Here is a 20,566-nt window from a genome sequence, read left to right on the forward strand (position 1 = left end):
ATTGTCGACTGCATTGGGCAGCCGGCAATTATTTTATGGAGGGTAGAATTATGTTTGAATCAAATGACACATTCGTTGAAGATGCTGTAAAGGTAAAGGAAACAGCTCAGGATAGAACCAGAAAACTTGGACTTATGGCCATGTGCCTTGTTTCTTTAGGTGCTTTTACTGCAATGAACAATCATCTAAAGTTCTTTTTCCTTATCGTATTTATTGTTTTAATGATTATTGATTTGTTTTTAATTGTTAACAATAACAACGTTGAATACGAGTATGACTATACAAACGGGAGTCTCGAAATCGCAAAGATTATTAACAATTCTAAGCGAAAATCAGTTGTGGCAGTCGAATCTGCACAATTAAAGATGGTTGCTGCTGTTGGAACAAACGAATCTTTGAAGTATGATCATGTAAAGCTTAAAACATACGACTGTAGTGCACATGATGAAGAGATGAAAGATTACATCTTAGTAGCTCATGAAGAGGAAAAAGGATACGATTTCAAGGTAATATTCACACCTTCAGACAAGTTGCTTACAGCTATGGAAAGATATAACAAGAGAGATATTTATCGCTAGCCTTCCCCCTATGGGGAATGGGGTGTCAGCGCAGCTGACGGATGAGGGTAAAAGGAGAATTAAATGAACGAGAAAGAGTTAAAGGTTTTATTTGAAGAAAAATTTGGCGGCGAAGGGGATATCCGCACATATTTTGCGCCAGGTCGTGTAAATCTCATTGGAGAGCACACAGACTACAATGGTGGACACGTATTTCCATGTGCTTTAACAATCGGCACATATGCAGTGGCCAGAAAGCGCTCAGATAATGTGATTAAGCTTTACTCTGCAAATTTAGATCAATGCGGAGTAATCGAAAGCAGTCTCGATGATTTAGTAAACAAGGACGAATATAGTTGGGCTAACTATCCACTAGGTGTGGTTTGGGCACTAAAAGAGAAGGGTTCAGAGATTAAATCAGGATTTGAAATGTGCGTTTGGGGCAATATTCCCAACGGTTCAGGCCTTTCATCATCAGCATCCCTTGAGGTACTCACAGGTACAGCCCTTACAGACCTATTCGGATTAGATAAAACCATGACAGAACTTGCCCTTATTGGTCAGTACTCTGAGAACAATTTCAATGGTTGCAACTGCGGAATAATGGACCAATTTGCTGTAGCAATGGGACAAAAAGACCACGCCATTTTCCTTGACTGTGCAGATTTATCCTATGAGTATGCCAACGTAAAGCTCGAAGGCGCAAAAATCGTTATTACCAATTCAAAAGTAAAGCATTCACTTGTTGATAGCGCATACAACGACAGAAGAAATGAGAGTTCACAGGCCCTCGCAGACCTTCAGACGGTATGTGGCATCAATACACTTGGAGAGCTTACAGATGAAGAGTTTGAAAAATACGGCACAGCTATCAAAGACGAGGTATGCTACAGACGTGCGAAGCATGCAGTATCTGAAAACCAGCGTACTATCAAGGCTGTTGAAGCTCTTAACAACAACGATATAGAAACCTTTGGAAAGCTTATGAATGCAAGCCATATCTCACTTCGTGATGACTATGAGGTATCCTGCGAAGAGGTTGATTTCCTTGTAGAAACAGAGTGGAGCGTACCAGGCGTAATCGGAGCACGTATCACAGGCGGTGGTTTCGGAGGTTGTACTGTAGCCATTGTAAAGGACGAGGCAGTAGACAATTTCAAAGAAACTGTAGGCAAGGCCTACAAGGAAAAATACAATTTGGACGCTGAATTCTATGTAGTAGAGATAGGCGACGGCGCCAAGAGAATAGCTTAAAATACGAAAGAGCCACCTTGTTATGAGGTGGCTCTTATATAATTGTAAAGCATAAGTGACAGCTTTACAGTGATAGCATCTGAGAATTTTCTTACATCATATCCCGTCAAATCGGCGAATTTATCAAGTCTATATATAAGCGTATTACGGTGAATAAACATTTTGCGGCTAGTCTCAGCAAGAGATAGATCATTGTCGAAAAACGACTCTAAAAGGTTCAGAGTTTCCTCGTCAAGGTGCGATAAGGTGTCAACATTTATATGAGAATTCAGGTAGATTTCAACCTCTGGAAGAGGAACATTGTAAAGCAATCTACCGAGCCCGAGCACACTGTAGGAATATACTTTGTCAGTGCTCCTAAAGGTATTTCCGATGTGCATACCCATCACGATATCCTTGTAGCACTTTGGCAAATCCGTGAATTTATGAATAGGAACATCGTAGGAAACTTTAAATGAAATGAAAGCCTCACTTTCAAGCATATCCAAAAATTCATGACAGTATTGATTAATTTCATCGGGATTAGGATATTTTTCAAAATGAAGAATTAGCAAAATATGAGATGAATCAATTTCGATAAGAGCATCCTGGGAATCTGGCAAAAGACTCTTAAGAAGAGAAACTGCTTCTTTAGTATAGTCCTGCTGGCTCTCCAAATAAAAAAGCATTCTAATGGCATCTTCCTTGATGTGGAAGCGATGGATGTAGGCTGCAGCGTCAGAATATGCCAATTCTCTGGTGACGAAAGCTCTGTAAAATGAGCTTTTAGAATCCAGCACATTGAATCTGACAACCATTTCCTTAAGCTTATTAATCGTTTCCTCGTCAGATAAAGAGGAATCTGTAATATCAAAGTTAATACCTGTAGCTTTATTTAATTGTTCCAGTAATTTTAATTTTTTTGTTTCTAAATCCATAAAAAAAGAGGTACCTTTCAAAAAGATACCTCCATTTTAAATCAATGTATTTAACTAATCAATTAGTTAGCAATTGTAAGCTCTGTGTCCTTATCGAAGAAGTGAGCCTTTTCCATATCAAGAGCAAACTTAACTGTGTCGCCACCTCTAGCTGTTGTACGTGGGTCAACTCTTGCTGTAACCTGAGTTCCAGCATAATCGAAGTATAAGTAAACCTCAGCACCAAGAAGCTCGTATACAGAAATCTTAGCTTCGATAACAGATGATGTCTGTGTATCAACGAAGATCTGTGAATCATGAATATCTTCTGGACGGATACCAAGGATAACTGCCTTGTTTGCATAACCAGCATCCTTAAGAGTCTTTGTCTTTGCTGGTGGAATCTGAAGAGATGCACCGTTAACCTGGATAGCTGAGCAATCAGCATTAAGTGTTCCCTCAAGGAAGTTCATCTGTGGAGAACCGATGAATCCAGCAACGAAGAGGTTGCATGGCTTCTGGTAAAGGTTAGCTGGTGTATCGATCTGCTGAACAATACCATCCTTCATAACAACGATTCTTGTACCAAGTGTCATAGCCTCTGTCTGATCGTGTGTAACGTAGATCATTGTAGCTCCAAGTGAGTCATGAAGCTTAGAAATCTCAGTTCTCATCTGAACACGAAGCTTTGCATCAAGGTTTGAAAGAGGCTCATCCATAAGGAATACCTTAGGATTACGAACGATTGCACGACCCATAGCAACACGCTGTCTCTGACCACCTGAAAGAGCCTTTGGCTTTCTGTCAAGGAGCTTCTCAAGGTCAAGAATTCTAGCTGCCTCACGTACCTTCTTGTCGATTTCGTCCTTTGGTACTTTACGAAGCTTAAGACCAAATGCCATGTTATCGTAAACTGTCATATGTGGGTAAAGAGCGTAGTTCTGGAATACCATTGCGATATCTCTGTCCTTAGGCTCTACGTCATTCATAAGCTTTCCATCGATGAGAAGCTCACCTGAAGAAATCTCTTCAAGACCAGCGATCATACGAAGTGTTGTAGACTTTCCACATCCAGAAGGTCCTACGAAGATGATGAACTCCTTATCTTTAATGTCAAGGTTGAAATCCTTAACAGCGTGGAAACCATTAGGGTATTTCTTGTTAATGTCTTTTAATACGATGTCTGCCATAATAAAAATCCTCTCTTTAAATATCTTTTGTAAAAATTGGGTTACCCCTTAACTAATAACGATTATAGAAAATGTCTAAATTGTGAACAATGTTAGAATAACCAAAAAATCCAAAAACCTTTCGGTGTTTTGACGATAAATTAGTCAAGATAACGGATGTTATGTTATAATGACCCCAAAGGGATTATTGTAACAATCGGGAGAATTGAAATATGGAAGCTGTAAAATACAGGAATCGCTTGATGAGATATCTTAGGTTTCCTCTGTACATGCTTGTTATTTTTGTAATAGGATGTATAGCCTTAGCCTTTGTAGACAAGCGTATTGCGGGCATTATCTCTATATTTGTGCTCATCTATGGGATATTGGCCTTCTTATATTATAGGGTTAATCTCAAATCTTTTAAAAACACTATCATCGAGTATGCCGTTCATTACGGCACAGTCCAGAAGGAGCTGATTAAAAAATTCAGACTCCCTTATGTACTGTTGGATTCCACAGGAAGAATCATGTGGATGAATGAAGAATTCAGCAGGCTTGTGGACAAAAATAAGACTTACAACAAGTCTATCACTTCAATCTTCTCTGAGATTACCAGAGAGGGAATCGAGCACGCAAAAGATGATAGCTTTGACATTCATTTAGAATACAACGAGAGACAATATCTTGCATGTCTTCAGCGATTAGACATGACCGAGCCTTTATCAGGCAACAGTATCATTGCAAATTTCGATGGCTCGCCAGACGGTCTGGTTGCAGTTATTCTCTTTGATGAGACTAAAATGCTTGCTACCAAAGCAAAGGTAGACGACCAGGCTATGGTTATGGCACTTCTTTATATAGATAACTATGATGAAGTCTTTGACCAGGTAGAAAACTCTAAGCGTGCAATGCTTTTAGCACTTCTTGATCGCAAGATTAATAAATACTTTGCAGAAGCTGATGCCATCGTTAGACGTCTTGAAAAAGACAAGATTTTAATTGTTTTCCAGCATAAATACCTGGAGAAATTCGAAAACGACAAATTCTCACTTATTGAGGATATCACCTCAATAAAGATGGGAAATGATAGAGATATCACCATCAGTATTGGTATTGGTTTAGGCAGCGAAAGCTACACTCAAAAGGCTCAATATGCTCATATGGCTATTGACCTTGCCCTTGCGAGAGGTGGATGCCAGGCTGTTATTAAAAATGGTCAGAGAGTTTCATACTACGGCACACATGGTAAGGAAGTAGAGCGTACCACACGAGTTAAAGCCAGAGTTAAAGCCCAGGCTCTTCGCGAGCTGATGGAATCAAGAGAGCGCATCATCGTTATGGGCCACAACCTTTCAGATGCAGATTGCCTTGGTGCATCAGTTGGAGTTTTCTGTGCTGGTCGCCAAATCGGAAAGCCTGTAAATATCGTGATTGATACCATTACAAGCTCAATGAGACCAGTGGTTGAGAGCTTTACAGAAAAGGATGAATATCCTGATGATATGTTTATCACCAGTGAGCAGGCGCTGAATTTGTGTAATGACAACACACTTGTCATGGTTGTTGATACCAACAGACCAAGCTATGTGGAATGTCCTGCACTCCTTAATAAAAACAAAAATATTGTTGTAATTGATCACCACAGACAGGTAGAAGAGGTTATTGAAAATCCAATCCTCTCTTATATCGAGCCATACGCATCATCTGCAAGTGAGATGATTGCAGAGGTGCTGCAGTACTTTGCAGAAAAAATCAGCATCAATCCTACAGAAGCAGATTGCATTTACGCAGGTATTCTTATCGACACCAACAACTTCATGACAAAAACAGGTGTCAGAACCTTTGAAGCTGCTGCTTTCCTTAGAAGAAACGGTGCTGAGGTTACCAGAGTCCGCAAGATGCTTCGTGAAAATATGGAGACTTATAAGGCTAGAGCTGAGGTAGTTAGAAACGCTCAGACCTACAGAGGAGCATTTGCTATTTCAGAATGTGAGCCAGACGGACAGCTTGAGTCACCAACAGTTATTGGCGCTCAGGCAGCCAACGAATTGCTTAATATCGTAGGTATCAAGGCATCCTTTGTACTTACAAAATTCATGGATAAAATATACATCAGCTCACGTTCAATCGATGAGATTGACGTTCAATGTATTATGGCCCGCCTAGGTGGTGGTGGCCATATCAACATGGCTGGTGCACAGGTTCAAAACCGAACCCTTGAGGAAGTTCACAAGGATTTGGAGGCTACTATAGATAAAATGCTAGAAGAAGGAGAAATCAAACTATGAAGGTAATATTACTTCAGGATGTTAAGTCCCTTGGAAAGAAGGGCGAGATAGTTGAGGTAAGCGAGGGCTATGCAAGAAATATGCTCTTCAAGAAGAAGCTTGGCGTTGAAGCTACAAACGCAGCACTTAACGACTTAAAGCTTCAGAATAAACATGACGAAAAGGTTGCTCAGGAAAATTATGAGTCAGCTGTTGCATTCAGCAAGGAAATTGAGGAATGGAAGGTAGAAACTACCATCAAAACAGGCGAGGGCGGACGTACCTTCGGTTCAGTTTCTACTAAGGAAATCGCTGAGGCTGCAAAAAAGCAGTACGGCAAGGAAATCGACAAGAAAAAGATTGTATTAGAAGACCCAATCAGAGCACTTGGTACTTATGAAGTAAAGGTTAAGCTTCACCCAAAGGTAACAGCAACACTTAGAGTTCATGTAAGTGATAAGTAATCATCAATACCACTTATCGCAGAAGGAAAATAAGGACAATACATGGAAGACGTAATTCGCAGACAAATGCCTAATTCCCTAGAAGCTGAGCAGTCTGTCATCGGTTCTATGATTGTAGACAGAGACACAATCGTAGAATGTTCAGAGATCCTTCTAAAGGAGGATTTCTATCATCAGCAGTACGGGATATTATTCGAGGCGATAGTAGAGCTTTACAATGCAAACGAACCGGTGGATGAGGTTACTCTCCAAAACAAGCTTAAGGAAAAGGGCGTTTCCCCAGAGGTTGCATCCCTTGAGTATATCCAACAGCTTGTACTGGGGGTTCCAACCACAGTTAATGCAAAAAGCTATGCCAACATTGTCAAGGATAAGGCGATACTCAGAAACATAATTAAAGTAAATCAAAACATTGAAAATATGTGCTTTGAAGGCACAGAGGAAGTAGATACAATTTTAAATCAGACAGAAAAGGATATCTTTTCACTGGTTCAAAACAGAGGCAATTCAGATTATGTACCTATCAAACAGGTAGTAATGAATGCCATTGCCAAAATCGACTCTGCCTCAAAGCAAAAGGGTGTTGTAACAGGTATTCCAACAGGCTTCATCGATTTGGATAGACAGACAGCAGGCCTTCAGCCATCAGACCTGATTCTGATAGCTGCCCGTCCTTCAATGGGTAAAACTGCCTTCGTACTTAACCTGGCACAGCACATCACACTTAGAGAGCATTTATGTGCAGCTATATTTTCACTGGAAATGTCAAAGGAGCAGCTGGTTAACCGTCTATTTGCCCTTGAATCAAGGGTAGACGCACAAAAGCTCCGTACAGGTAACCTTCAGGAGGCCGACTGGGAAAACCTCATCGAAGGCGCAGGAAAAATCGGTAATTCAAAGCTTATTATCGATGATACACCGGGTATTTCAATCAGTGAGTTGAGAAGTAAGTGTAGAAAATTCAAGATGGAGATGGGACTTTCTATCATCATCATTGACTACTTACAGTTGATGTCAGGAAATGGCAAATCAGAAAGTAGACAGCAGGAAATCTCAGAAATTTCACGTTCACTAAAGGCTTTGGCCCGTGAGCTTAACGTTCCTGTTATTGCGCTTTCACAGCTTTCACGAGCTGTTGAGCAGCGTCCAGACCATAGACCTATGATGTCTGACCTTCGTGAATCCGGAGCCATCGAGCAGGATGCGGACGTGGTTATGTTCATCTACCGTGATGATTACTACAATCACGACACAGAGTTAAAGGGCGTTTCGGAAATTATTGTAGCTAAACAGAGAAATGGTCCTATAGGAACAATAGAGCTGACATGGCTTCCAGAATACACAAGATTTGCTAATAGAGATAGAAGTCAGTATTCTAATAGAGAAGAATAGGCATAACGGGAAAGCGTACATTGAAGATTGCCTGAGGCAAAGTGGTGCGCTGTGGCAAACAAAAAAGAGGCTGTTTAAGCCTCTTTTTATATGCTCTTTAAGCTTTTGAATCAAGAAATGTGTTGATTTCCTCAACGAGATCATCAGCGTCGATACCGTGTACCATAGCTGCCTCCTCGATTGTTTCCATCTGTGAAGATGGGCATCCAAGGCAGTGCATACCGATATTAAGTAAAATAGGAGCTACATCAGCATCAATCTGAAGAAGCTCGCCAATCATAGTAGACTTTGAAACTCTTGCCATTTTAGACTTCCTTCCTTTCATTAAATTCTCAAATGATAATAACATGTAAAAAGGTTTTTCGCAATCAATTAATGGTACTAATTTGTGTACACAATTTAAACTTCTGTTAGCCACAATCAACGCAAGTTAGTCTATATGAACAGCTCAACGCCCTATATTTACTGTATTTTTAAAAATACATTTCTGTTCTTGAATTAGACACAATTTAGGTGTATGATGAATTCATCACATTGAAGTTGATAAATAATTATCAATAAGGATTTAAGGAGGATTTTAATTATGGCATATGTAATTTCTGATTCATGCGTATCTTGTGGAACATGCGAGCCAGAGTGTCCAGTAGGAGCTATCTCACAGGGCGATTCACAGTTCGTAATCGATGAGGGTGCTTGTGTTGAGTGTGGTACATGCGCAGGCGTTTGCCCAACAGGCGCTATTTCACAGGGCTAATAGAAGCATATAGGAGGGACCCACTTGTGGGAGGAACCTGTTTGCCACGGCACACCATTGCCGAAGGCAATCTTTAAATGTGTGCCTTCCCGTTAAAGGGGTTACCCTAATAGCTTAATCAAGAAATCCGGTTAATAAAAATGACCTGCATCGAGCAGGTCATTTTTTTTGCTTTTTTAATTAGATAAGAGCAAGCTTTTGAATAGCATCACCCTTAAGCATTGTCTCATAGTGTTCTGACATATACGCATCTGTGCCAACCACAAAATTCTGTTGATCACTGTATTCTGCTAGTATATTGCAGACTTTGTTGTAAACCTCAGCAGTATCGTTAGACTTGCTGACAACAAGATAGTATTTATTATCAAATGGACTCTTATAGAGAGAATTTTTGCCGTTGTAGAATGTTGCAAGGACAGTGGATAACTTGAGGACATCATCTAGACTGTCGAAAACAAACATCTTTGTAATATCTACAGGTAATCCTTTTTTAGCTGCCTTCTCAGGTGAAGTAGCTATAGCTTCCTGAGCCTTTGCAAGTAAGCTGTTGAATATGTTAAGAATGTCATCAGCTGCAGCCTCGTTAAATGGCTTAGCAGGAGCATCCGCAATATTCATATCATCGTCATCATAATCATCATCGTCTTCAGAGAAGCGAGAGAAGCGAGTATCTAGCTCATCGGGGCTCTCTACCTTTGTAACAAGAAGTACGATAGATTCTGATGAAAGGGGTATGGCTTCAATCATAAGTGGAATATCCTCCGCTTCGAAGCCGTATTGATATGCAGCCTGCTCCATTAACTCTCTGAAAAGCTCTCGTGCCTTGGTAGACCCATAGGCAAGCTCGGAAAGCTTAATGTGACGGCTAATTAAATCTTCTCTGGATAGAGTGCATCTGATCTGGTTCTCGTTGATTTTTTCAATTTTCATAAAATCACCTCCCGAATCGAAATAAGATGCTGGAACATTTCTTGTTCGACTATTATATATATATTATATCGGAAAGTAAAGGAAAGTTCTTCTTATTTTAGTGAGAAAAGTATAAAATTTTTCTTAAGGAATAATTACAGAAAAATATTTATTTGCAAAAAAGTGCTTGCAAAATAATTCTGACTGTGATATAAAATTATCCGCGAGATGCTTTTTCCGAAAGGAAGGAGCAAAACCTATGATACCAAAAGGTATTGATGACAAGTACGAAGTAATTCGAATACTGCAAGAGACAGCAGCTACAGCAGTTTTACTTGTCAATTATAAAAAGGTAGGAGCATTAAGAATTCTTAAGGCTATTCACAAAGCCGATTCTAATGCGAACAGCATCCTATCCGAAGCACATCTTTTACAGGGATTTAAATCATCCCAAATACCCACATTATACGAAGTAGAAGAAACAGATGAGTTTTTCTATTTAGTTGAAGAATTTGTAGAGGGAATATCTCTACGGGAGTATCTACAAAAAAATAAACTTGAAAGAAATCAGCTTTTACATATATCCATAGAGCTATGTAAAATTGTTGAATGCCTACATACGGCAGGAAGTGAGCCGGTCATTTACCGGGATATGAAGCCTGAACACGTCTATTTGGCAGGAGATGATATTAAACTGATAGATTTTGGTATAGCTATTTTGAAATCCAATGCTAAAAATGCCAAAGCTATGGGTACAAAAGGCTGGGCTGCGCCTGAACAACTAAAGGGCGAGGCACTTGACGAGGGTTGTGATATATACGGCCTTGGAAAAGTAATCGAGTTTATGCAGATGAACAGTTATGGGAAAGATGATTTTAGAATTAAACAGATTGTAGAATATGCAACAAAAGAAAATCCAAAGGATAGATTTTCTGCAGTTGAAGAAATGAGGGCTAGTCTTGAAAGTCTTCAGGGAGCAAGAGTTAATGATAAAATCGGAAAAAAGCATCTCGAAAGAAAAATAGCGGTTATAGGTGGAGGGCCATCAGTTGGAACAACACGAATAGCCATGTCCCTTTGTCGATTTTTCAATAGAAAGAAAATCGATTGCTATTACAGGGATATCGAAAAAGACACAGTACTTAAACTATGGAAAAATCTGAAGAATGCCAAGCTAAGAAAGGGTGTTTTATACCACGACAGCTTTCAGGGTATCCTCGAATACGGGGAGACTGTAGAGCATTATAAGGCTCCGGATGGTTTGTATATTTATGACTGTGGATCAAGTAAAGAAATACCACTTGGTACAGATATTATTTTGTATGTAGTAGGTGGAGCACCTTGGCAGCAGGTGGATGAATATCCGGCCTGGATAACAGATGAAAATGTGTATGTTATAAACAATTTTTCAGATAGAGTTACAGCAATTACGCTTGCCAGGGAAATTAAAAAGAAAGTTTATAGGTATCCAACAGTACAGGATTCAGAGTTTTCATGGAATGAGGAAAAAGTTTTTTCAGCGATTTTTAAGAATAAAAAAGATTTGTTTATTGGTCAACAACAATAAAAATAACAAGAAGACAAAAAGAAAGCAAATATGCGTGGTTGGTGTATCTCCGAAATCGGGCGTAACACATATATGTCTTAGTCTTGCAAATTTTATTCACTCAGTTCTAAGGCAAAAGGTCATCTACATAGAGCATAGGGCTGACAGTAGCCTGCTTGGTGTAGTTGGCGAAAATCAGGTGAAGATTGGAGAATTAAGTGGCTATAAATATAAGGGTGTAAATTATGTGCTGACTAATGATGTAAGTACAATCTACAAGCTTATGTCGCAAACAAATTGCTGGATTATCATAGATATGAGTAAATTGACTAAAGAGACAAAAACCATATTTAACAATTGCAATAGACGAATCGTAATAGGGTCTTTAAGACCTTGGTGTGAAAGAGATTACTATAGATTTATCGATAAAAATATAGAACAAAGAGAGATAAATCAAGTGAAATTTTATAATATAAATAAACAAAAAAACAAAAACCATTTTAAACAAATCTATGGTCAAAATCTCTATGAAATACCGTATATTGAGGACCCTTTTTCTTTAAAGGAAGAAGAATTTGATGGATTGATTGATATGCTTCAGTAGCTGCAGGAAGGAGTTGTGGAATAAGTCATATGAATTCATAGTGGTTTAGACGATGTCAGTATCACAATCGTTTGAATCTACAAAAACACTGATTTAAGAAAAAAAGACGAAAAATAACTCTTCTTTAACTATTCTTAGTGAGGTATATGTATTAAAGAAGTTTCAGAAGGGGTAATAAAAGAATATAAATGTGTTTTTGATTTTGGAGCGGACAGTCCGCTCCATTTTTGTGTATATGAGTATTAGTAAAGTGGAATTTGACAAAGTGTTTTGTTATACTTTACAAGAAGTATGACTTTATGAGAGGACAAAAATATGAGCAATCGTAGAAGAAGGAAGAGACATATAATCCCTAGAGGATACATATATATTGCAGCAGCTGTTATAGCGCTAGTACTTGTGATTGGAGGTATTTACGGTATCAAAAAATATGCTCCTACAAAAGAGCATATGGAGCTTTCAGATTATTTCTATACTGGCCATGAAAATGAGATGGCTGTCATATTAGACGGAGATTACAAAGAAAGCACTGAAGAGGAGCCAAACGGCTATGCCATAATAAAAGATGGCAAGCCTTACCTTGAGCTTCAGTTCGTAAAGGATTATCTGGATGATGGCTATGTCTATGACAATACAGAAGCTACACTTAGATATGCTACAGACAAAGAAGTCTACACCGCAAATGCAGGAAGCGCAGATTATACAATCGATAAAAGTGTAAACAACCTTGGTCATGAGGCAGTTGTGGCACAGGGGAATGCTGTTTTTATCTCAGTGGATTATTTATCGCTTTTGACAGATTTTGGTTACACAGTCTATGATTCTCCAGCCAGAATATATGTAGATACAGTTGGCACAGAAAAAAACATGGCTTCTGTGAAGCATAAATCTCAAATTAGAAGATTGAACGGCCCAAAGAGCCCTGTTTTAGAGGATGTGACAAAGGGCGAGTCACTTTATGTTGTTAGAGATACAGGCAAATGGAGTTTTGTAGTATCAGAAAATGGTGTCATGGGCTACATCAAAAATAGAGCCTTTGCAAATACCGAAACAGAAAAAGTTAAGGCAAGCTTACCAGACCGTGAGTACAAGCACATGTTAGTAGGCGAGGATATAAGTTTGATTTGGCATCAGGTCACTGCTCAGGCAGCAAATGGTGATATCGCAAATGTTCTTGCAAGTTCAGGAAATATTGATGTTATTTCTCCAACATGGTTTTATTTAAATGATAACCATGGTGGAATCGCATCCATAGCAAACAGCAACTATGTGTCTACATGCCATGCCAAGGGTGTTCAGGTATGGGGTCTTGTAAGCAATCTGGAAGATTCCTCAGTGGATACCACAACAGTATTAAACACAACAAGCGCTCGTGATAATCTGGTAAATAACTTGATTGCTCAGGCTATCACTTACAGTCTTGATGGTATCAATGTAGATATTGAGCAGCTTTCCGGGGAGGCTGCAGATGGATATATCCAGTTTATCAAGGAGCTTTCCATCAAATGCGAGAAGAACGATATAGTTCTTTCAGTTGATAATTATGTGCCTACTGCATCGTCTGCAATCTATAGCAGAAAAGAGCAGGCAAAATATGCAGACTATGTGATTATCATGGGGTATGATGAACACTACGCAGGCAGCGAAGAGGCAGGATCTGTGGCATCCCTGGGATGGGTTGCCCAGGGTATAAAGGATACATTGGATGAGGTTCCTGCAGAACAGGTGATTCTTGGAATCCCTCTTTATTGCAGAGTATGGGCGGTTTCAGCAGATGGCAGTGTAGATAGCACAGCATATGGAATGAATGCTATCCAAAGCTATTTAAAAACAAACGGAGTAAACACTTCCTGGGATGAATCTTTAGGACAGTATTATGGTGAGTACACCAAGGGTGATGTAACTTACAAGATTTGGGTTGAAGATGATACTTCTATCGAGAAAAAACTTCAGCTTATTGATGAAAATAAACTAGCTGGAGGTGCTTTCTGGAAAAAGGGATTTGACAGCACAGGAATCTGGAATGTTATTGTTAAATACCTGTAATAGTTCTGAAAAACACAGAAAAATCATATTTTTCAACGAGTTTGTGGGTGTTTCACAAGGGTAAAAAGATTGTGTTCTAAGGGAAAAGTGTTATAATTTTGAGTATGATTACTAGGATTATGGATGTTTCTTTAGAGCCAATCAATATGGAATATATCAGAGAGGCTTCAGAAATTTTAAGAAATGGTGGGCTTGTAGCATTTCCCACCGAAACAGTATATGGATTAGGCGGAGACGCCACGGACAAAGAAGCTTCGAGAAAGATATATCAAGCAAAGGGTCGTCCATCGGATAACCCTTTAATTGTGCATATAGCAGAATATCAGCAGTTGGAGAGCATTACAAAGGATCTGCCAGAAACGGCAAAAAAATTGGCAGATGCATTTTGGCCAGGACCTCTCACAATGGTTTGCAATAAAAACGAGGTTATTCCATACGAGACTACAGGAGGTCTTGATACAGTGGCAGTCAGAATGCCAAACAATCCTGTGGCTCTGGCACTTATAAGGGAAAGCGGATGTATGATAGCAGCGCCAAGCGCCAACACATCAGGCAGACCAAGCCCTACCAAGGCAAGTCATGTATATGAGGATTTATCAGGAAAAATCGAAGCCATTTTAGATGGTGGCCCTGTAGATATAGGGCTTGAATCTACAATCGTTGATTTAACAGAAGATGTGGTCACTATTTTAAGACCTGGCTACATCAACATGGAAATGTTAAAAGAGGTTGTAGGAGAAGTCAGAATAGACCCAGGCATTGTTTATAATGACAAAGGAACTACTGCAGGGGCTAAACCAAAGGCTCCGGGAATGCGTTATAAACACTATGCACCAAAGGGTGATTTGACAATTGTTGCAGGTGATGAAAAAAAGGTTGTTGAAACTATCAATAGACTTGCCTTAGAGGGGATTGAGGCAGGCAAAAAGGTAGGTATCATTGCTACCGAAGAAACCAAAGATAAGTATGATTGCGGGGAAATACTTGTAGTTGGTGACAGGTCAGATGAAAAGAGCATAGCTCACAACCTATACAATATTTTGCGAGAATTTGATGAATTGGAGACAGATTTGATTTATTCAGAAAGCTTTGCCACACCTAACATGGGGCAGGCTATTATGAACAGACTACTTAAGGCTGCGGGACAAAAGACCTTAAATGTCTAAAAGAGGGTTGAGGGATGAATAATATTAACAGAGTGATTTTTGCGTCTGGAAGTGGGACGTCACGAGCACCTATGGCTGCTGCCATATTTCGCTCGTTTCCACATCCAAGGTCAATTATTTGCGAAGCAAGGGGGCTGATAGTTCAGTTTCCTGAGCCCTTGAATCAAAAAGCTGAGGCCATTCTTATCAGTAATGGCATTGAGCTTAAGGATTATTCTTCCAAACAGCTTCAAAACTCAGATTTTACTGAGAACACGCTGGTTATAACAATGGAAGAAGCGGGGCGGCAAAAGATTTTAAGTGAATATGAAAATGCCACTGAGGAGAACACCAGACTTCTTAATGAGCTTGTGGGGGACGAGCTTGAAGTTATGGACCCTTACGGTGGTTCAGTACAAACCTATGGTTTATGTTATGAGGTTTTGAAGGCATCGATTGAAAAGCTTATTAAACTGTTAGAGGTTTAATGGTTTTACCTATATTACTAGAGATTATGACTGGAATGTATTGGAGGAGAGACCATGAGTGATAAGAGACTTGATTATATTAGCTGGGATGAATACTTTATGGGCGTTGCAGTTCTGTCGGGTATGAGATCTAAGGACCCAAACACACAAGTTGGAGCGTGTATTGTTAGCCAGGATAATAAAATCCTTTCAATGGGCTACAATGGTTTTCCAAATGGATGTTCAGATGACGAGTTCCCTTGGGCAAGAGTAGGGGACCCTCTGGAAAATAAATATTTCTATACAACACACAGCGAGTTAAATGCGATTTTGAACTATAGGGGAGGTTCACTTGAGGGCTCAAAGCTGTACGTATCACTTTTCCCATGTAATGAATGTGCCAAGGCTATTATACAGTCGGGCATAAAAACGATTATTTATGACAGTGATAAATACGAAAACACACCGTCTGTCATTGCATCTAAGAGGATGCTCAGAGCAGCCGGGGTTGAGTTTTATCAGTATCAACACACAAATAGAGAAATTTCTATTACGCTTTAGATTCGGGTTTTTACAGTATACTAAGGGCCACTGGTCCTGCTATAGGAGCATACAGTGAAGGACAAAAATAAACAGAATCGAGAAGTAGCAAATGCACTTGTAATGGTGCTGCAATTTGGAATCAATGCTATAGTGCCTATACTTTTATGTATGGCTATTGGCATTTTTATAGATAAGCTTACAGGCATTGAGGGTCATTGTTTTACAATTGCAGGAATTCTAATTGGAATCCTTGCAGGTTTTAATGGGGCTTACCGGTCGGTGAAGGGATACCTTAAGAATGAGGAAACCCCTGGACAGCGGGCGAGACGACTGGAAAAAGAAGCTTTAGAAAAAGCTATGGAAAACAAAGATCAAGGGAGAATTGAATAAGGATAAGACATGATTAAATGGATGAAGCGACTAAATCAGGCATTACCAATGCTTGTTTTGGGAATACTTGCTTATGGACTACTTGTAGAGCTGATTGGAGTTTGGTTTGTCGGCGACAAAATCAGATATACTACCGGACTTATCATAGGAATAGCCTGCGCAATAGGACTGGCTATTCACATTGCGATGATTATTGAGGAGTCAGTAAGAATTGGGGAGGGACATGAAAAAATTTTGTCCTTCAAATCGGTTATGAGATATTTGGTTTTGTGCGTAGTAATGATTGTTATGAGCTATTTCAAACTAGGAAATATGTTTACAGCAATCATAGGGATTCTCGGGCTTAAGGTTAGTGCTTATGCACAGCCTTTGCTAAATAAGTTTATTGCAAAATTAAATAATAGGAGGAGGTGAAAGTGTGACAGAAGGAATTTTACTGGCCTCGAGCGATACTGTGGACATGATAAAAGGCTTGGTTTCGTACAAGGTCTTCGGACAGGAAGTCTGGATTACCACTTCCCATGTGTGCATAGCACTCGTTTGGCTTTCATTGGTGATTTTCTCCATAATTGCCGGCAGAAAGCTAAAGCATGCCACTGAAGTTCCTGATACCTTCCAAAACATCTTAGAGCTGATAGTATCGCTTTTGGATGGAATTGTGGAAGGAAGCATGGGTAAGCACGCATCAGTGTTTGCAAACTGGATTTGTACGATATTCTGCTTTATTTTGGTATCGAACTTATCTGGTTTGGTTGGCTTAAGACCACCAACAGCCGATTATGGTACGACACTGGCTCTTGCATTAATTACCTTTGTTTGCATTCATGTAGTCAAAATCAGGCACCAGAGCGCAAAGGACATTTGGATTGACAAGTGTTCTCCATTGCCACCTTGGTTGCCAATATGGCTTCCTATCAATGTTATTTCTGATATTGCGGTGCCAATTTCTATGTCACTACGTTTGTTTGCAAACGTTCTTTCAGGAACAATCATTATGGGTCTTGTGTATGGATTGCTTGGAAAGTTTGCGATTATATGGCCTGCAGCATTGCACGTCTATTTCGATATTTTCTCAGGCGCTATCCAGACCTACGTATTCTGTATGTTGACTATGACGTACATAACTCAAAGCTATGGAGATTCTTAAGTCTTTGAGCAAAAAATATTTCTAACTATTAGGAGGGAAACATTTATGAACATTTCAGGTACAGACTTAATTAAAGCATGCTCAGCAATCGGTGCTGGTCTAGCAGTTATCGCAGGTATTGGCCCTGGTATCGGCCAAGGTATTGCAGCTGGTCACGGTGCTTCAGCCGTTGGACGTAACCCAGGAGCACAGGGACAGATTATGTCAACTATGCTTTTAGGACAGGCCGTTGCCGAGACAACAGGTCTTTACGGCTTAGTTATCGCCCTTCTGTTACTCTTTGTACAGCCATTAGTTGGTTAAATATATCAAGGAGGGACCCTTTAGGGAGGTTCCTTGATATCCAGAAGTGCCCATTTGCGAAGCAAATCTTTAATGGCACTTCTTCAATAAGTTAGAGTAATAAATTTTTAGGAAGTTAAGGAGGGCTAAAAGTTTTGGAAAGACTATTTGATTTGGACTTTCAATTGCTAAATGATGCTGTACTTTTAGCCATAGCAGTATTCTTCCTATTCCTCATAATGTCATACAATCTTTTTAATCCGGCGCGTAAGCTGTTGCAGGATAGAAAGGATGGCATTGCAAGGGATATTGCAGATGCAAAAAGAGATAAGGAAGAGGCAGAAAAGCTAAAGGCAGAGTACGAAGCAAAGCTTAAGGACATTGGTAAAGAAAAGGATGCTATCTTAAGTGAAGCAAGACAGAAGGCCTTAAAGAATGAAACCAAGATTGTAAGCGATGCTAAGGAAGAGGCTGCCGCAATCGTTGCAAGAGCAGGCGAGGAAGCAGAGCTTGAAAAGAAGAAGGTTGCAGATGAGGTTAAACAGGAAATTATTTCTGTTGCAGCAGTTATGGCACAGAAGGTTGTAGCTGCAAACATCGATACAACTATTCAGAACACCTTAGTAGAGCAAACTCTTAAGGAAATGGGTGAAAAAACATGGCTAAATTAGTCTCAAACGTATATGGTGATGCGTTATTTGAGCTAGCCGTGGAAACAGGAAAGGTCGATGACTTCTTAGCAGAAGCCGAAGGCGTAATAGAAGTTGTAAAAACAAACGACGGCTTTTCTCAAATGATGAATCATCCAAAGATCAATAAAGAAGAAAAGCTTCAGATTATCGACGATATTTTCAAGGGCAGAGTAAGTGGTGAGATGGTTGGACTCCTTAGAATGCTTGAGGAGAAGGACCACATCAAGGACACCGAGGATGTTTTGAAATACTTTATTGAAAAAGTATACGACTTCAAAAAAATCGGTCGTGCATCGGTTTCCACACCATTTGAGCTTACCGCAGCTCAGAAAAAGGATGTCGAGAAGCGTTTGCTTCAAACTACCGATTATAGTTCGTTTGTAATGAACTATACAGTAGACCCTGATTTAATCGGGGGAATGGTAATTCGCATCAAAGATAGAGTCGTTGATAGTTCTATCAAGACTCAGATTAATAAATTGTCACACGAGTTATCAAATATTCAATTGAAAGTAGGTGAATGCGCTCCATGAATTTAAAACCAGAAGAAATTAGCTCGGTTATTAAAGAGCAAATGAAACGCTATGCAGCGCAGCTTGACGTGGCAGACGTAGGTACTGTTATTCAGGTTGCCGATGGAATCGCACGTATTCACGGATTACAGAATGCTATGCAGGGCGAACTTCTTGAGTTCCCTGGCGAAGTGTATGGCATGGTCTTAAACCTTGAGGAAGACAATGTTGGTTGTGTTCTTTTAGGAAACGATAAGAACATCAATGAAGGCGATCAGGTTAAAACAACAGGTCGTGTTGTTGAGGTTCCAGTCGGAGACGCTATGCTTGGACGTGTAGTTAATGCACTTGGACAGCCTATCGATGGAAAGGGACCTATTGATTCTTCAAAGTTCCGTCCAATCGAGCGTGTTGCTTCGGGTGTTATCTCACGTAAATCCGTAGATACTCCATTACAGACAGGTATTAAAGCTATCGACTCCATGATCCCTATCGGACGTGGACAGCGTGAGCTTATTATCGGTGATAGACAGACTGGTAAGACTGCTATTGCTATCGATACAATCATCAATCAAAAGGGACAGGGCGTAAAATGTATTTACGTAGCAATTGGTCAGAAGGCATCTACAGTAGCAGCCCTTGTTAAAACACTTGAAGAGTACGGTGCTATGGCTTGGACAACAGTTGTTGCCGCTACAGCATCAGAGCTTGCACCACTTCAGTATATCGCACCTTATTCAGGATGTGCTATCGGTGAGGAGTGGATGGAAAATGGTCAGGATGTACTTATCATCTATGATGACCTAAGTAAGCATGCTACTGCATACCGTACACTCTCATTACTTCTTCGTCGTCCACCAGGACGTGAAGCTTACCCAGGTGATGTATTCTACTTACACTCAAGACTTCTTGAGCGTGCTGCAAGACTTTCAGACAAGCTTGGCGGCGGTTCTCTTACCGCTCTTCCAATCATTGAGACACAGGCAGGCGACGTATCAGCATACATCCCTACAAACGTTATCTCAATTACTGATGGTCAGATTTACCTTGAGACAGAAGCATTTAACGCAGGTTTCAGACCAGCCGTAAACGCAGGTCTTTCAGTATCCCGTGTAGGTGGTTCTGCTCAGATTAAGGCTATGAAGAAAATCGCTGCTCCTATCCGTGTGGAGCTGGCACAGTATAGAGAGCTTGCTGCTTTCGCACAGTTTGGTTCAGAGCTTGATGCAGATACAGCTGAAAAGCTGGCACAGGGTGAAAGAATCAAGGAAATGTTAAAGCAGCCACAGTACGCTCCAATGCCTGTAGAGTATCAGATTATGATTATCTATGCTGCTACAAAGAAATACTTACTTGATATTCCAACAGCAGATATTCAGGCTTTCGAAAAGGCTCTGTTTGATCTTGTTGATACAAAGTATCCAGAAATTCCTGAAGCTATCAGAAGCACAAAGGTACTTGAGGATGCTATGGAGCAGAAGCTTATTTCTGCTATCGAGGAGTGTAAGAAGACATACAAGTAAGGAG

The 20,566-nt window shown here is 40.0% G+C and carries 23 protein-coding genes; 19 read left to right on the plus strand and 4 right to left on the minus strand.

The window, feature by feature from the left end; all coding sequences use genetic code 11:
* Window positions 1-50 precede the first annotated feature (50 nt).
* Both BLV53_RS07825 and BLV53_RS07830 read left to right on the plus strand, forming a co-directional pair.
* Window positions 51-578 (plus strand): DUF6106 family protein, encoded by a 528-nt coding sequence (locus tag BLV53_RS07825; RefSeq protein ID WP_090299545.1) that lies wholly within the window; start codon window positions 51-53, stop codon window positions 576-578.
* Window positions 579-641: 63 nt separating this feature from the next.
* Window positions 642-1,811: a galactokinase gene (locus BLV53_RS07830; RefSeq protein ID WP_090299548.1), complete on the plus strand. Its 1,170-nt coding sequence runs from the start codon at window positions 642-644 to the stop codon at window positions 1,809-1,811.
* Between the two features lie 20 nt (window positions 1,812-1,831).
* On the opposite strand, the gene BLV53_RS07835 is transcribed toward BLV53_RS07830, so the two are convergent.
* Complete coding sequence (locus BLV53_RS07835; protein WP_139298940.1) at window positions 1,832-2,728, minus strand: PucR family transcriptional regulator; 897 nt, start codon at window positions 2,726-2,728, stop codon at window positions 1,832-1,834.
* Between the two features lie 62 nt (window positions 2,729-2,790).
* The gene (locus BLV53_RS07840) at window positions 2,791-3,897 is read right to left on the minus strand and encodes an ABC transporter ATP-binding protein (RefSeq protein WP_090299555.1); all 1,107 of its coding nucleotides are present in this window, start codon (window positions 3,895-3,897) and stop codon (window positions 2,791-2,793) included.
* 212 nt (window positions 3,898-4,109) lie between these two features.
* On the opposite strand from BLV53_RS07840, the gene BLV53_RS07845 reads away from it, so the two are divergent.
* Genes BLV53_RS07845 through dnaB form a run of 3 tightly spaced genes read left to right on the plus strand, consistent with a single transcriptional unit; the run spans window position 4,110 to window position 8,002 of the window.
* Window positions 4,110-6,167 (plus strand): GGDEF domain-containing protein, encoded by a 2,058-nt coding sequence (locus tag BLV53_RS07845; RefSeq protein WP_090299558.1) that lies wholly within the window; start codon window positions 4,110-4,112, stop codon window positions 6,165-6,167.
* A complete protein-coding gene (gene rplI, locus BLV53_RS07850; RefSeq protein WP_090299564.1) occupies window positions 6,164-6,610 on the plus strand; it encodes a 50S ribosomal protein L9 in 447 nt (148 codons plus the stop codon). Before BLV53_RS07845 ends, rplI begins: the two co-directional genes overlap by 4 nt.
* Before the next feature lie 42 nt (window positions 6,611-6,652).
* Window positions 6,653-8,002, plus strand: a complete 1,350-nt coding sequence (gene dnaB, locus BLV53_RS07855; protein ID WP_090299567.1) for a replicative DNA helicase — start codon at window positions 6,653-6,655, stop codon at window positions 8,000-8,002.
* Between the two features lie 97 nt (window positions 8,003-8,099).
* Here dnaB and BLV53_RS07860 read toward each other — a convergent pair whose 3' ends face one another.
* Window positions 8,100-8,306: a DUF1858 domain-containing protein gene (locus BLV53_RS07860; RefSeq protein WP_090299570.1), complete on the minus strand. Its 207-nt coding sequence runs from the start codon at window positions 8,304-8,306 to the stop codon at window positions 8,100-8,102.
* A gap of 279 nt (window positions 8,307-8,585) precedes the next feature.
* On the opposite strand from BLV53_RS07860, the gene BLV53_RS07865 reads away from it, so the two are divergent.
* Window positions 8,586-8,756, plus strand: coding sequence for a DUF362 domain-containing protein (locus BLV53_RS07865; protein WP_028247225.1), 171 nt, complete (start codon window positions 8,586-8,588; stop codon window positions 8,754-8,756).
* Between the two features lie 180 nt (window positions 8,757-8,936).
* On the opposite strand, the gene BLV53_RS07870 is transcribed toward BLV53_RS07865, so the two are convergent.
* On the minus strand, window positions 8,937-9,686 hold the full coding sequence (locus tag BLV53_RS07870) for an adaptor protein MecA (RefSeq protein ID WP_090299574.1): 750 nt from the start codon (window positions 9,684-9,686) through the stop codon (window positions 8,937-8,939).
* Between the two features lie 238 nt (window positions 9,687-9,924).
* On the opposite strand from BLV53_RS07870, the gene BLV53_RS07875 reads away from it, so the two are divergent.
* The 13 genes from BLV53_RS07875 to atpA all read left to right on the plus strand — a co-directional run bounded on the left by BLV53_RS07875 (window position 9,925) and on the right by atpA (window position 20,562).
* The gene (locus BLV53_RS07875) at window positions 9,925-11,232 is read left to right on the plus strand and encodes a serine/threonine protein kinase (RefSeq protein WP_090299577.1); all 1,308 of its coding nucleotides are present in this window, start codon (window positions 9,925-9,927) and stop codon (window positions 11,230-11,232) included.
* Window positions 11,216-11,815, plus strand: coding sequence for a hypothetical protein (locus BLV53_RS07880; RefSeq protein WP_170830793.1), 600 nt, complete (start codon window positions 11,216-11,218; stop codon window positions 11,813-11,815). Before BLV53_RS07875 ends, BLV53_RS07880 begins: the two co-directional genes overlap by 17 nt.
* Before the next feature lie 315 nt (window positions 11,816-12,130).
* A complete protein-coding gene (locus tag BLV53_RS07885) occupies window positions 12,131-13,861 on the plus strand; it encodes a glycosyl hydrolase family 18 protein (RefSeq protein ID WP_090299583.1) in 1,731 nt (576 codons plus the stop codon).
* Between the two features lie 104 nt (window positions 13,862-13,965).
* Window positions 13,966-15,027 carry an L-threonylcarbamoyladenylate synthase gene (locus BLV53_RS07890; RefSeq protein WP_090299586.1) on the plus strand — a complete coding sequence of 354 codons (1,062 nt, stop codon included), beginning with the start codon at window positions 13,966-13,968 and terminating at the stop codon, window positions 15,025-15,027.
* Window positions 15,028-15,041: 14 nt separating this feature from the next.
* A complete protein-coding gene (locus tag BLV53_RS07895) occupies window positions 15,042-15,494 on the plus strand; it encodes an arsenate reductase/protein-tyrosine-phosphatase family protein (RefSeq protein ID WP_090299591.1) in 453 nt (150 codons plus the stop codon).
* A gap of 54 nt (window positions 15,495-15,548) precedes the next feature.
* Window positions 15,549-16,034, plus strand: coding sequence for a deoxycytidylate deaminase (locus tag BLV53_RS07900; RefSeq protein WP_090299593.1), 486 nt, complete (start codon window positions 15,549-15,551; stop codon window positions 16,032-16,034).
* A gap of 54 nt (window positions 16,035-16,088) precedes the next feature.
* The gene (locus BLV53_RS07905; protein ID WP_090299596.1) at window positions 16,089-16,406 is read left to right on the plus strand and encodes an AtpZ/AtpI family protein; all 318 of its coding nucleotides are present in this window, start codon (window positions 16,089-16,091) and stop codon (window positions 16,404-16,406) included.
* A 9-nt stretch (window positions 16,407-16,415) separates the two neighbouring features.
* The gene (locus tag BLV53_RS07910) at window positions 16,416-16,820 is read left to right on the plus strand and encodes a hypothetical protein (protein ID WP_090299599.1); all 405 of its coding nucleotides are present in this window, start codon (window positions 16,416-16,418) and stop codon (window positions 16,818-16,820) included.
* A 4-nt stretch (window positions 16,821-16,824) separates the two neighbouring features.
* Window positions 16,825-17,553, plus strand: coding sequence for a F0F1 ATP synthase subunit A (gene atpB / locus BLV53_RS07915; RefSeq protein WP_170830794.1), 729 nt, complete (start codon window positions 16,825-16,827; stop codon window positions 17,551-17,553).
* A gap of 45 nt (window positions 17,554-17,598) precedes the next feature.
* On the plus strand, window positions 17,599-17,856 hold the full coding sequence (atpE, locus tag BLV53_RS07920) for an ATP synthase F0 subunit C (RefSeq protein WP_028247235.1): 258 nt from the start codon (window positions 17,599-17,601) through the stop codon (window positions 17,854-17,856).
* Between the two features lie 134 nt (window positions 17,857-17,990).
* Window positions 17,991-18,506 (plus strand): F0F1 ATP synthase subunit B, encoded by a 516-nt coding sequence (gene atpF / locus BLV53_RS07925; protein WP_090299602.1) that lies wholly within the window; start codon window positions 17,991-17,993, stop codon window positions 18,504-18,506.
* Entirely contained in the window at window positions 18,494-19,060 is a 567-nt protein-coding gene (atpH, locus tag BLV53_RS07930) for an ATP synthase F1 subunit delta (RefSeq protein WP_090299605.1), read from the plus strand. The genes atpF and atpH overlap by 13 nt, the downstream gene beginning before the upstream one ends.
* Window positions 19,057-20,562 (plus strand): F0F1 ATP synthase subunit alpha, encoded by a 1,506-nt coding sequence (gene atpA, locus BLV53_RS07935; RefSeq protein WP_090299608.1) that lies wholly within the window; start codon window positions 19,057-19,059, stop codon window positions 20,560-20,562. The genes atpH and atpA overlap by 4 nt, the downstream gene beginning before the upstream one ends.
* Window positions 20,563-20,566 lie beyond the last annotated feature (4 nt).

It is taken from the genome of Pseudobutyrivibrio sp. ACV-2 (assembly GCF_900107545.1).
Classification (GTDB): Bacteria; Bacillota; Clostridia; order Lachnospirales; family Lachnospiraceae; genus Pseudobutyrivibrio.

Coding starts and splice junctions, on each gene's coding strand:
- atpA (WP_090299608.1), top strand. CDS start 19,057: ATGAATTTAAAACCAGAAGAAATTAGCTCGGTTATTAAAGAGCAAATG.
- BLV53_RS07895 (WP_090299591.1), top strand. CDS start 15,042: ATGAATAATATTAACAGAGTGATTTTTGCGTCTGGAAGTGGGACGTCA.
- dnaB (WP_090299567.1), top strand. CDS start 6,653: ATGGAAGACGTAATTCGCAGACAAATGCCTAATTCCCTAGAAGCTGAG.
- BLV53_RS07860 (WP_090299570.1), bottom strand. CDS start 8,306: ATGGCAAGAGTTTCAAAGTCTACTATGATTGGCGAGCTTCTTCAGATT.
- BLV53_RS07825 (WP_090299545.1), top strand. CDS start 51: ATGTTTGAATCAAATGACACATTCGTTGAAGATGCTGTAAAGGTAAAG.
- BLV53_RS07890 (WP_090299586.1), top strand. CDS start 13,966: ATGATTACTAGGATTATGGATGTTTCTTTAGAGCCAATCAATATGGAA.
- BLV53_RS07910 (WP_090299599.1), top strand. CDS start 16,416: ATGATTAAATGGATGAAGCGACTAAATCAGGCATTACCAATGCTTGTT.
- BLV53_RS07830 (WP_090299548.1), top strand. CDS start 642: ATGAACGAGAAAGAGTTAAAGGTTTTATTTGAAGAAAAATTTGGCGGC.
- BLV53_RS07865 (WP_028247225.1), top strand. CDS start 8,586: ATGGCATATGTAATTTCTGATTCATGCGTATCTTGTGGAACATGCGAG.
- rplI (WP_090299564.1), top strand. CDS start 6,164: ATGAAGGTAATATTACTTCAGGATGTTAAGTCCCTTGGAAAGAAGGGC.
- BLV53_RS07885 (WP_090299583.1), top strand. CDS start 12,131: ATGAGCAATCGTAGAAGAAGGAAGAGACATATAATCCCTAGAGGATAC.
- atpE (WP_028247235.1), top strand. CDS start 17,599: ATGAACATTTCAGGTACAGACTTAATTAAAGCATGCTCAGCAATCGGT.
- BLV53_RS07835 (WP_139298940.1), bottom strand. CDS start 2,728: ATGGATTTAGAAACAAAAAAATTAAAATTACTGGAACAATTAAATAAA.
- BLV53_RS07840 (WP_090299555.1), bottom strand. CDS start 3,897: ATGGCAGACATCGTATTAAAAGACATTAACAAGAAATACCCTAATGGT.
- BLV53_RS07845 (WP_090299558.1), top strand. CDS start 4,110: ATGGAAGCTGTAAAATACAGGAATCGCTTGATGAGATATCTTAGGTTT.
- BLV53_RS07870 (WP_090299574.1), bottom strand. CDS start 9,686: ATGAAAATTGAAAAAATCAACGAGAACCAGATCAGATGCACTCTATCC.
- atpH (WP_090299605.1), top strand. CDS start 18,494: ATGGCTAAATTAGTCTCAAACGTATATGGTGATGCGTTATTTGAGCTA.
- BLV53_RS07875 (WP_090299577.1), top strand. CDS start 9,925: ATGATACCAAAAGGTATTGATGACAAGTACGAAGTAATTCGAATACTG.
- BLV53_RS07900 (WP_090299593.1), top strand. CDS start 15,549: ATGAGTGATAAGAGACTTGATTATATTAGCTGGGATGAATACTTTATG.